The sequence below is a fragment of the Streptomyces sp. CNH189 genome (assembly GCF_000527195.1).
In genome coordinates, this window is sequence record NZ_AZUS01000025.1 from 117,185 (window position 1) to 128,600 (window position 11,416).

11 protein-coding genes are annotated in these 11,416 nt (G+C 70.9%); 9 read left to right on the forward strand and 2 right to left on the reverse strand.

Going from position 1 to position 11,416, the window contains the following annotated elements; all coding sequences use genetic code 11:
* Positions 1-87: 87 nt before the first annotated feature.
* Positions 88-552 carry a nuclear transport factor 2 family protein gene (locus B100_RS0129015; protein ID WP_051490093.1) on the reverse strand — a complete coding sequence of 155 codons (465 nt, stop codon included), beginning with the start codon at positions 550-552 and terminating at the stop codon, positions 88-90.
* 278 nt (positions 553-830) lie between these two features.
* On the opposite strand from B100_RS0129015, the gene B100_RS0129020 reads away from it, so the two are divergent.
* From B100_RS0129020 to B100_RS0129045, 6 genes are all read left to right on the forward strand, one after another.
* On the forward strand, positions 831-1,793 hold the full coding sequence (locus B100_RS0129020) for an NADP-dependent oxidoreductase (RefSeq protein WP_024887903.1): 963 nt from the start codon (positions 831-833) through the stop codon (positions 1,791-1,793).
* Positions 1,794-1,899: 106 nt separating this feature from the next.
* Positions 1,900-2,778 (forward strand): alpha/beta hydrolase, encoded by an 879-nt coding sequence (locus tag B100_RS0129025; RefSeq protein ID WP_024887904.1) that lies wholly within the window; start codon positions 1,900-1,902, stop codon positions 2,776-2,778.
* 206 nt (positions 2,779-2,984) lie between these two features.
* The gene (locus tag B100_RS0129030; protein ID WP_024887905.1) at positions 2,985-3,566 is read left to right on the forward strand and encodes a TetR/AcrR family transcriptional regulator; all 582 of its coding nucleotides are present in this window, start codon (positions 2,985-2,987) and stop codon (positions 3,564-3,566) included.
* 94 nt (positions 3,567-3,660) lie between these two features.
* Positions 3,661-5,169 (forward strand): DUF4246 domain-containing protein, encoded by a 1,509-nt coding sequence (locus B100_RS0129035; protein WP_078541234.1) that lies wholly within the window; start codon positions 3,661-3,663, stop codon positions 5,167-5,169.
* Positions 5,170-5,265: 96 nt separating this feature from the next.
* Positions 5,266-6,135, forward strand: a complete 870-nt coding sequence (locus tag B100_RS0129040; protein ID WP_024887907.1) for an AraC family transcriptional regulator — start codon at positions 5,266-5,268, stop codon at positions 6,133-6,135.
* A gap of 534 nt (positions 6,136-6,669) precedes the next feature.
* Complete coding sequence (locus B100_RS0129045; protein ID WP_024887908.1) at positions 6,670-7,251, forward strand: dienelactone hydrolase family protein; 582 nt, start codon at positions 6,670-6,672, stop codon at positions 7,249-7,251.
* A 4-nt stretch (positions 7,252-7,255) separates the two neighbouring features.
* Here B100_RS0129045 and B100_RS0129050 read toward each other — a convergent pair whose 3' ends face one another.
* Positions 7,256-8,260 (reverse strand): SDR family NAD(P)-dependent oxidoreductase, encoded by a 1,005-nt coding sequence (locus tag B100_RS0129050; protein ID WP_051490094.1) that lies wholly within the window; start codon positions 8,258-8,260, stop codon positions 7,256-7,258.
* 85 nt (positions 8,261-8,345) lie between these two features.
* Here B100_RS0129050 and B100_RS0129055 point away from each other — a divergent pair, with 85 nt between their 5' ends.
* The 3 genes from B100_RS0129055 (at position 8,346) to B100_RS0129065 (ending at position 11,129) form a co-directional block, all read left to right on the forward strand.
* Complete coding sequence (locus B100_RS0129055) at positions 8,346-9,287, forward strand: AraC family transcriptional regulator (RefSeq protein ID WP_024887910.1); 942 nt, start codon at positions 8,346-8,348, stop codon at positions 9,285-9,287.
* A gap of 34 nt (positions 9,288-9,321) precedes the next feature.
* On the forward strand, positions 9,322-9,996 hold the full coding sequence (locus tag B100_RS0129060) for a DNA alkylation repair protein (RefSeq protein ID WP_024887911.1): 675 nt from the start codon (positions 9,322-9,324) through the stop codon (positions 9,994-9,996).
* Between the two features lie 143 nt (positions 9,997-10,139).
* Positions 10,140-11,129, forward strand: a complete 990-nt coding sequence (locus B100_RS0129065) for a S66 family peptidase (protein ID WP_024887912.1) — start codon at positions 10,140-10,142, stop codon at positions 11,127-11,129.
* Positions 11,130-11,416 lie beyond the last annotated feature (287 nt).

Sequence of the window (11,416 nt, forward strand, 5' to 3'; positions counted from 1 at the left end):
GACGGCGGGGGTCGTGCCGACGGCCCGCCGTCCGTGCGGTGCCCGCGAGGGGGGGCAGCCGGGCGGGCGACGGGAGCAGTGTTCGTCTCAGTTCGCCTCCGGCGTCCAGTTCTCCAGCGGGTCCTTGCGGAACCGGGTCAGATCCAGGGACTCGATCAGCCACTTCCCGTCGATCTTGCGGTAGGTCTCGTGGTACTGGCCGTAGCCGTGGTGGCCTTCCGGCGCGTCGGGGCCGGCCGGGTAGGTCAGCAGGTCCTCCATCGACCAGATCCCCTTCGCCGTGTCGGGCCCGGTGACCTCGATCTCCGGCATGTGGCCATGGTGAACGGTCGGCGCAGCCGCGATGAGGTCACCCGCCAGCGTCGCGAAGTGACGCGGCGAGTCGAAGGCGATGCCGTCCGTCACCACCTTGGCGTCCGGCGTGAAGACAGCCGTCAGGTCATCCCACTTCTTCTCGTCCACGAACCGGAAGTAGCGCGCCTTGAGCTGCTTGATGCTTTCGATCGCCTCCAGCGCGTCCAGCCGCCGGGTGATCTCTTCGAGACCGGTCATGGTCTCGCCTCCTTGCCAGTACGGGCGCCCCGGTGGGGGCATCAACAAACGGACGAGATCCGTCCGCTTTCACATGGATACAACGTAACGACCAATCGGTCAAGAATATCGGCGACTCATGATGGGCACCACCCAGCCCCATCATCTGCGCGTGGGTCACCATCAGATCCGTTTGATAACGACCGTTCATTCATGTAATCCTCGATGGCATCGGACGCCCGCCCTTCCGGGCCCCAGCAGACAGGCGTCCGGTGCCCTACCGCGAAAGGCAGGCACCCATGAAGGCTGTAGGCGTTTTCCACTACGGCGGACCCGAAGCACTGGTGACCGTCGACCTTCCCGTCCCGGAGGTCGGGCCGGGACAGATCCGGCTGCGCGTGCACGCGGCGGGGGTGAGCCCGGCCGACGCCCTGCTGCGTGCCGGTGACACCGACAAGCACCTCTCGGACACCCTCGTCCGCCCCTACCGCCCCGGTATGGACGCCGCGGGCGTGGTCGACGCGATCGGTCCGGGGACGGACACCTCTCTCCGCGTGGGCGACCGGGCCATGGCGATGGTCGTTCCGATCGACCCCTCGGGCGGCGCCTACGCGGAGTACGTCGTCCTCGACGCACGGCAGGCGGTGAAGGCGCCGGCCGGAAGCAGCCACGCCGAGGCCGCCACCCTCCCCATGAACGGGCTGACCGCTCGGCGCGCTATCGACGTACTGGACCTGGCGCCGGGCGAGTGGGTCGCCGTGACCGGCGCGGCCGGCACCGTCGGCGGCTACGCCGTCCAGTTGGCCAAGGCGGACGGACTGCGGGTTGCGGCCGACGCGTCACCGCGCGACGAGGAACTCGTACGGTCGCTGGGTGCCGATCACGTCGTCGCGCGAGGACCGGGATTCGCGGACGGTGTGCGCGCGGCCGTCGGCGGTGGCGTGGCCGCCGTGGTGGACGCCGCCCTGATGGGCGCCGCCGTACTGCCCGCCCTGAGGTCCGGTGGCCAGATCGCGGTGCTGCGCGGTGACGACGAACGCGGCGCCTCCCCGCTCGGCGAGGTCACCGGCGTGACCGTCCGGAGCGTCTTCGTGCCCGAGTACCGCTTCGCCACCGACAAGCTCGACGCGCTGCGCGCGCTGGCGGAGGACGGGAAGGTCACACTGCGCGTCGCGGACGAGATGCCCGCGGAGCAGGCGGCACAGGCGCATCGGCGGATGGAGGCGGGCGGAGTGCGCGGCAGGCTCGTGCTCACCTTCTGAGCGGAACGCACGCGGCACTAACCACTCTACATTGTTTGACAGGTTAGGCACAGGGAAGCTCTACTTGAGGCGAGATAACCGTCATCAAGGCATTGAGGGGTTAGTTATGGCTGAGGTACGTCATCAGTACGCAACCGTGTCGGGGCACCGTGTCTTCTACCGTGAGGCGGGCCCCCGTGAGGCGCCCGTGCTCGTCCTGCTGCACGGGTTTCCGTCCAGCTCGCGCATGTTCCGCAACCTCGTACCGGCGCTGGCCGACCGGTTCCGGGTCATCGCTCCGGACCACATCGGCTTCGGACACTCCGACACCCCGGCGCACGACGCGTTTCCCTACACCTTCGACGCCCTGACCGACGTCACCGAGGGCCTGCTGCGCCATCTCGGCGTCACGCGGTACGCGATCTACGTCCAGGACTACGGCGCCCCGATCGGCTGGCGGCTCGCCCTGCGCAACCCGGACGCGATCACGGCGGTCGTCACACAGAACGGCAACGCCTACGAGGAGGGCTTCGTCAAGGAGTTCTGGGTGCCGGTGTGGGCCTACAGCGACAACCCCGGGCCGGACACCGAGGCCGGGGTCCGCGCCGCCCTGTCGCTGGACGCCATCCGCTGGCAGTACCTGCACGGGGTGGACCGGCCCGAGCTGGTCGATCCCGAGACCTGGACCGCCGACCACCGTGACGTGAACCGCCCCGGCAACGACCTCGCGCAGCTCGCCCTCTTCCGCGACTACGCCACGAACCCGCCCCTCTACCCGAAGGTGCACGCCTACTTCCGTGAGAGCCAGGTGCCGTTGCTCGCCGTCTGGGGTGCCGAGGACGAGATCTTCGGCCCTGAAGGGGCGCGCGCGTTCGCGAAGGACCTGCCCGACGCGGAGATCCATCTGATTCCCGGCGGAGGTCACTTCCTCCTCGAGAGCCACCTCGACACCGTGGCCGGGTACATGCGCGGATTCCTCACCGGCGCCGGGCAGCCGTCGGCGTGAGCCGGGGCCCGAGGGCCGAGGGCCGCCCCGTCCGGCCGGACCGGCGGGCGTGCCGGCCGGACAGGGCTCGCCGTGTGCACAGGCCGTGTCTGTGCGGTACACGTCATCGCGTCCGACGACCTGTCCCAGCGGCGCCGCAGTGGGGTGACCCGAAGCAGCCACGGGTGAATTTTGACTGTTCATTCCCAAATGGTTACTCTTGCCGTATGGCAAGGGTCAGGGAGTTCGACACTGAGGCGGCGGTGCACGCCGCCATGGACGCTTTCCGCTGCAAGGGCTACGAGGGCACGTCGATCCAGGACCTCGTGGAGGCCACCGGTGTAGGCAGGGGGTCGCTGTACGCGGCCTTCGGCAACAAGGACGGACTGTACCTGGCGGCCATGGACCGTTACCGGCAGCTGTACGCCGTGCCGCTGATCGACATGCTGCGGGCGGGGACTCCGGCACGTGAGCTCCTGCGTGAGGTGCTGGTGGCGACGGTCGACGACATCGTCCAGGACGGTGCCCGCAAGTCGTGCCTCATCGTCGGCGCCACGACCGAACGTGTCACGCAGGATCCGAAGGTCGCGGCGCATGTGCGGGCGACGACCGTGTCGATCGAGGACGCCCTGCGCGACGTCATCAGCTCGGCGCAGGCCGACGGGCAGCTGCCCGACAACCGCAGTGCGCGCGACCTGGCCCGCTACCTCATCGTGACGATGCAGGGTCTCAAGGTGATGGGGGCGATCAACCCCGACCGCGCCTCGCTCATGACCGTCGCCGAGACGGCCCTCGACGCCCTCGGCTGACCGAGGCCCCTCCCCTCCCCCCTTGCACTGCTGCCCTGTCACTCCCCTGCCGTAAAGTTCCCGGCGCTCGCATCTACCGGGAGGATCAAGGGAATTGACTGGCCTGTCCCCATTTCCGCTGCCGTTCCACGTGACCCCTTCCGCGGCGTTCGCCGCGCCGCGGACGCTGCGGGAGATCGAGGTGATGCGGTGCAGCTCGCTTGTGCGGGCGAAGCCGGCCTGGTTCGAGAAGATGCACGACGCCGGCATCGTCGCCCGGTGGACGCGCGAAGCGATCGCCCAGGGCCTCACCGAGGCCCAGGTCCGCTATGTGCTGGACGAACTCGCGTACTACGCCGCGCTGCGGGACGGGCACACCGGCATCGAGGTGTCCGCGGTCGACGGGGTGTGGCAGTCGGACGCGCTGATCGACGACGCCCTGCGCGACCGGCTGCGTGACGCGGTCCGTGTGCTGGAGGAGGTCCCCGAAGCGGAGCGGGACTGGCATCCCGGATCCGACGGCCAGGTGCTCGATCTCGTCCACCCGTCCCTGTTCTGTCTCGTGCGTGAGGTCAGCGGCGGACCCGAACGGGCCTGGCGCGATCCGACGAACCGCTACACGAAGTACGAGTTCTCGGAGCGGTTCCAGTGGCTGCCCACGGACGTCGAGGTGGGTGCCGACGGACAGGTCGCCTTCCGCTCGTACGTCAACAACGTCCACCCCGAGAAGCACCGCGAACTCACCTCCGTCATGCCGGAGTTGTTCGCGCGCATGCTGCCGTTGTGGGAGAACGTCCTCACCGATCTGCGCCATCCGCGGCCCTTGCGCATCGAAGCCGACCCCTACGGGTGGTACGACTCCGAGCCGGAGTTCCCCGACAGGTCCTCCTACGCCGACGAAGCGAGCTTCGAGGAGGCCGTCCGCGCGTACGAGGAGGCCGTGGACGACTGGTGGGACAACCGCCGGCCTGTCGTCCCCGACGCCCCCGTGTTCACCGCGCCCGAGAGGCCCGCGGCATCGGACCGGGTGAACCTGCGGGGCCGTCGGCTGCAGGTCGTCGTCAAGCTCGCCACCATCCACCTCACGCCGGACCGGCCCGAGTACGCGGGTGGTTCCTGGCACGTGGAGGGGATGCTCAACGAGCGGATCGTGTCGACCGGCATCTACTACTGGGACAGCGAGAACATCTCCGAGAGCCGGCTGAGTTTCCGGGCGGCACTCGACGACCTGGACTACGAGCAGAACGACGACAACGGTCTGCGGGAGGTCTACGGCCTGGAGGACGAGGACGCCCTGAACCAGGTGCTGGGATCGGCGTCCACGCCCGAGGGCCGCTGCCTCGCCTTTCCGAACGTCCTGCAACACCGTGTCGGCCCGTTCCGGCTCCTCGACCCGACCCGGCCGGGACACCGCAAGATTCTCGCGTTCTTCCTGGTGGACCCATCGGAGAAGATCGTCTCGACCTCCGACGTGCCGCCGCAGCAGCCCTGGGCCGACACGTCGACCATGACGCTGGAGGAGGCCAAGGCGTACCGCGAGGAACTCATGCGGGAGCGCAAGTTCTTCGTCGACGAACACAACGAGCAGCTCTACGAGCGCGCCTTCTCCCTCTGCGAACACTGAACCGGCGGCACCCCCCGGCGTGTGATCGGATCGGTTCGCAGCGGTCGGGCGGGGGCGGGCCGGCCGCTGCCAGTGTTGACGGCGAAGGGAGGCCTCATGATCTCGGCACTCAACCAGCTCGTCGACCGCGTCGAGGAGCAGCTCACCGGGGAACTCGACGTCAAGGAGCTGGCGGCGGGGCTCGGGACGACCGAGTACCACCTGCGCCGGATGTTCTCGTCGCTGGCCGGCATGCCGCTCTCGGAGTACGTGCGGCGGCGGCGCATGACCGTCGCCGCCGGTGACGTCGTCCGCGGCGAGGAGGACCTGCTGGAGATCGCCGTCCGCCACGGGTACGGCTCGCGTGAGGCGTTCGGACGTGCGTTCCGGGCGGTCCACGGCGCGGGTCCCGCGGAGGTGCGCCGCGACGGAGGCCCCCTGCGTACACAACCGCAGCTCAGGTTCCGCCTGACCGTCGAAGGGAGTATTCCCATGGACACCCGTCTCACCGACCGTCCCGCGTTCCGCCTCGTCGGACATTCCACCCGGGTCCCGCTCATCCATAGCGGCGTCAACCCGCACATCCTGCAGCACATCGCCGCGATCCCGCAGGAGGAGCACCAGCGCCTCAAGGAGCTCGGCGACGCCGAGCCCGCGGGTCTGCTCCAGGTCAGCGACGACGTCGACCCCGACGCGCGGGAGGGCACCGAGCTGACCTATCTGCACGGGGTCGCCGTCGGCCGGGACACGCCGGTTCCCGACGGGCTCGACGTCGTCGAGGTGCCGGCCGGCATGTGGGCGGTGTTCCGTACCAGCGGGCCGCACCCCGAGGCCCTGCAGTCGATGTGGGCGGCGACGGCGACCGAGTGGTTCCCGTCCAACCCGTGGCGGCTGCGGCCGGGGCCCTCGATCGTCGCGATCCTCGACCGCGCGACCGATTTCTCCACCGCTACCTGCGAGCTGTGGCTTCCGGTCGAGCGGCCGTGACATCGCGGCCGGCCTGACACCGCGGTGGTCGCGGACCGCGCATGAAGTATCTTGAGCGCTCGAACCGGTGGTCAGCGCCGGTTCGGGCGCTCCTGAACGGCTTGGGCAGCAGCCGCGCCGCCCGCGTTCAAAAGGATCACGCCGTTCTCGCGGACATGACACCGCTCCGGCTCCCCTCAGCGGCTCAGGCGGAGCCTGAAGTCCGCCTTCGCCCAGGTCCGGGCCGCCAACGACGGCAACAGCCGCACCCCCGGAGAGCGTCCCCCGGACGTTCATCGGTCACGGCGCCGGAGCGGTCCGGGAACCGCCGGCCGGGCCCGAACTGGAGGGCGTCGCCGCCCCGGTCGTGCGCTGAGCCGCCGCCGTCCCGCCACCGGGCCGCCACCTCGGTGGAGATCCTCGGCGGTGGAGATTGACGGTGCAGGCCGCCGGTGGAGATCGCGGTGGAGATTGCCGGAAGGCCGACACTGTTCGACGCTTTTCGAATAGTGTCGGCGCCCGGAGTGTCCACCGACCGCGGGCGAGGAGTTCACCATGGCAGAGGTCGTACTGTTCCATCACGTGCAGGGGCTGACCTCCGGAGTCGTCGCCTTCGCCGACGAGCTCCGCGCCGTGGGACACACCGTCCACACGCCCGACCTGTTCGACGGACGCACCTTCGCCTCACTGGAGGAGGGCTCTCGGTACGTCGAGCAGATCGGCTTCGGCGAGGTCACCGCGCGGGGGGTCCGCGCGGCCGGTCCCCTTCCCGACGACGTCGTCTACGCCGGCTTCTCGCTCGGGGTGCTGCCCGCCCAGAAGCTGGCGCAGACACGGGCGGGGGCGCGGGGCGCGCTGCTGGTGCACGCCTGCATCCCCGTGTCGGAGTTCGGTCCGGCCTGGCCCGGGAAGGTGCCGGTGCAGGTGCACGCCATGGAGGACGACCCCTTCTTCACCGAGGACGTCGACGCCGCTCGCGCGCTGGTCGCCGGGCATCCCGGCGCGGAACTGTTCCTCTACCCGGGCGATCAGCACCTGTTCACCGATCGCTCGCTGCCGTCCTACGACCCGGCCGCCGCCAAGCTCCTGACGCAGCGGGCGATCGACTTCCTCGGTCCCGTCGAGGGCCGGCGCTGAGCGGTCAGCGTCCGCGGAGGGCGTCGGTCGCGTACTCCCAGAGGCGGTCCGCGGCCTGCGGGTCGAGGGCGTGCGCGGCGACGCCGCCGGCCTGGTTCTCCTCGTCCGTGACGGTCCGTGCCTCCTGGTTGTCCTCGAAGTAGCGGCCCGTCACCCCCTTGAGGAGGGGCGAGGCGGCCAGCAGGACCGACGTGGCGGCTCCCTGGGCGGGTGTCTTGTAGTACGGGAGCGGCGTCAGGTTGCCCTCGTCGTCCATCACACCGAACGCGCGCATGGTGTCGTCGTCGAGGTGCCGTTGCAGGTTGGTGAGGATGTAGCCGGGGTTCAGCGCGTTCGCGGTGATGCCGTCAGCGACCCAGCGGCGGGCGCCCACCGCGAGGAGCACGTCGGCCGACTTCGACTGCCCGTAGGCCGCCCAGGGGTCGTAGGGGCGCCGCTCGAAGTGAGGGTCGTCGAAGTCGACGGGCGCGTTCAGGTGGGCGCCCGAGCTGACGACCACGATGCGGGCGGCGCCGGCCTCCCGCAGGTAGGGGTGCAGGCCGGTGGCCAGGGCGAAGTGGCCCAGGTGGTTGGTGGCGAGCTGCATCTCCCAGCCGCCGGGGGTGAGGGTGCGGGTGGGCAGGGCCATGATGCCCGCGTTGGCGACGAAAATGTCGAGCGGGCCGCGCCAGGCCCGTACGAGAGCGTCGACCGAGGTGAGGTCGGAGAGGTCGAGGGCCGCGGCGCGCACGGCACCGGCGCCGTCGACGCGGGCCAGCTCCCGCACGAGCGGTTCGACGCTCCGCGGACGGCGGGTGGCGACCGTGACCTCGGCCCCGGCGGCGGCCAGCGCCCGTACGGTCTCGGCGCCGAGTCCCGAGGCGCCGCCGGTGACCACGGCGCGGCGGCCGGTGAGGTCCACGCCGTCGATCACCTCCCGTGCCTCGGTGTGGGCGGTGAACGGGGTGGTCAGGAGGGCGGCGGCCGGATCGTGGCGGAGCGACCGGGGAGCCTGGGGGTGCGTTGTCATACTTCGACGCTACGGCGGGCGAGCTGGACGAGCTATGGTTGATCGTCCTGCTTTCTTTAGCCGTCGTACGAGCCGGGAGGTCGTCGTGGATCCACTGGAAGACGTACTCACCCTGGTGGAGACACGCGGCCACCTGTCGACGAGTCTGGCGGCGGGCGGACGCTGGGCCGTGCGGTTCGAACCGCCGCAGGGGGCGAAGTTCAACGCTGTCCGGCGCGGCTCCTGCCTGCTGGAGGTCGACGGTGTGGACGGGCCGATCGCGCTGGCGGAGGGTGACTGCTACCTCCTCACCGGTCCCCGGTCCTTCACCCTGCGCAGTGACCTCGAGACCGCGCCGGTGCCCTCCGGACCCTTGTTCGCCCGGCCGGAGAACGGTGTGGCCAGGGCGGGCCGGGGCGACGACGTGTTCCTGGTCGGTGGGCGGTTCTCCTTCGATGCCCGTGCGCAGGAACTGCTGCTGGACCGGCTGCCTCCCGTGGTGCACGTCCCGGCCGGCACCCCGCACGCGGAGACGGTGCGCTGGGCGCTCACCGCCATCGACGAGGAGCTGACACGCGGGCAGCCGGCCGCGGGGCTCGTGGCGGAGCACCTGGCCGTCGTCATGCTCGTCCATGTGCTGCGGCTGCATCTCGCGCGCGACCCGGACACGGCCTCGGGGTGGCTGGCCGGACTGTCCGATCCCGTGGTCGCCGCCGCGCTGGCCTCGCTGCACCGGGAACCGGCGCGTGCCTGGACCGTCGCGGAGCTGGCGCGGGCCGCCGCGGTCTCGCGGTCCACGCTGGCCGTGCGCTTCAAGACGACGGTCGGCCAGGGGCCGCTGGAGTACCTCACCCGGTGGCGCATCGAGCTCGCGGCCCGGCAGCTGCGGGAGGGCAGCGCGACCCTCGCCATGATCGCCCGCTCGGTCGGCTACGGATCCGAGAGCGCCCTCAGCGTCGCCTTCAAGAGAGTCATGGGAACGTCTCCCGGCGACTACCGCAGACAGCAGGCGGTGCCGCCGTCGCCGCAGCGGGACACACCGACATAAGCTGGCCGGCGCACGCGAGGGACGGGAGAGCGGGATGGCCGGGACGACGGAGCTGACCGGGGTGATGGCCGAGCTGGCCGCGCTCGACGACCCCAGGATCCGCGCGGTGAACGAGAAGCACGGCGACGACCACGGGGTGAATCTCGGCAAGCTGCGTGCGCTCGCGAGGCGGCTCAAGACGCAGCAGGAGCTCGCGCGGGAGCTGTGGGCCACCGGGGACACCGCGGCGCGGCTGCTGGCGCTGTTGGTCTGCCGCCCCAAGGCGTTCGACCGGGACGAGCTGGACGCCATGCTGCGCGAGGCGCGCACCCCCAAGGTGCAGGACTGGCTCGTCGGCTACGTCGTGAAGAAGAACCCGCACGCGGAGGAGCTGCGCGTCTCCTGGTTCGCCGACCCCGATCCGGTGGTCGCGAGCGCCGGGTGGGTGCTCACCACCGAGCGGGTGGCGAAGAAGCCGGAAGGGCTGGATCTGGCCGGGCTGCTCGACGTCGTCGAGGCGGAGATGAAGGACGCCCCGGACCGGCTGCAGTGGGCGATGAACCACTGTCTGGCGCAGATCGGCATCGAGCACCCCGGACACCGCGCCCGCGCGATCGCCATCGGTGAGCGTCTTGAGGTGCTCAAGGACTACCCGACGTCCCCGGGCTGCACGTCTCCGTTCGCGCCCGTGTGGATCGACGAGATGGTGCGCCGGCAGCAGACCGGGTGACAGTGCGGGAACCTGGCCGTCACGACACGGCCGGCTGCCTTCACCCGCCCCGCGTCGACGCGGTCCCGTGCACGCGCCGAGACGGAATACCGGCGGCGCGGGCGGTGTTGGCCGCCATTGTCGATCAACGACGAGGAGAGGTCATGCCTGCGATTCTGCGGCCCCGTGCGCTGCGCCCCGGCGATCTTGTGGTGGTGACCGCGCTGTCGGGTCAGCTCGAGCCGGGAGAGGAGCCGCTGCTCGCGCGCGGTGTGGCGATCCTCGAGCGGATGGGTTTCCGCGTACGGGTCAGTGCGGCGGTCGACCCGGCGCGCAGCCGCTGGTGGGCGGCGGGCACTCCGGCCGAGCAGGCGGCCGAGCTCAACTCCCTGCTCCGTGACCCGGAGGTGCGGGCCGTCGTCGCGCACACCGGTGGGCAGGCGACCGTCGGGTACCTGGATCTGATCGATCTGGAGGCGATCCGGGCCGACCCCAAGCCGATCGTCGGCTACAGCGACATCTCGCTGCTGCACATGGCGCTGCACGCGCGGACCGGCCTCGTGGGCTTCCACGCGGACATCGCCACCCACGGGTTCGGCAGTGACTGGTACACCTTGGGCGACGAGGCGCGTCGCGCCGAACTGGTCGACCTCTACACCCGTGTACTCACCAAGCCCGTAGCGCCGGGCGCGTTGCCGCCGCAGGGAGTCTGGGAGACCTGGCGGCCGGGACGCGCGGAGGGACCGCTGTTCGGCGGGCTGCTGAACCGCCTGATCCTGCTGCAGGCGACGCCGTTCGCGCCGGACGCGGAACGGTTCGAGGGCGCCGTGCTGTTCTGGGAGGAGCTGCAGCGGCCGGTCTCCCGTATCTGGAACGACCTGCACACACTGCGGCTGTCCGGGGTGCTGGACCGGATCGCGGGGATGGTGGTCGGCGTCCCGACCGAGGTCACTCCCCATGAGGGCGGCGGGGGCCGCGCGGAGCTGCGCGATGTCGTGCTGGACGTCCTGGGCGAGCGGGACATCCCGGTGCTCGCACAGGTCGACTTCGGCCACACCTCGCCGAACCTGCCGCTGCCTCTCGGCGTCCGCGCACGCGTGGACGCCGACAGCCGGACGCTTTCCCTGCTCGAACCGGCGGTCGCGGGCAGCTGACCCGCCTGCGGCCTCGGTCCGGCGTCCTACCCGCGCGGCCTCGGTCCGACGTCCTACCCGCGCGGCCTCGGTCCGACGTCACGCCGCGCCGGTGAGGTGGTCGCCCCGGTCCTCCGCGTCGGCGGACAGCGCAGACGCGACAGACCGGCCTTGCGCGTTCGGCGGCCGGCGCCGACGCGGCGGAGCGGCCTTGCGTGTTCGGCGGCCGGCGCGGACGCGACAGACCGGCCTTGCGTGTTCGGCGGCCGGCGCGGACGCGACAGACCGGCCTTGCGTGTTCGGCGGCC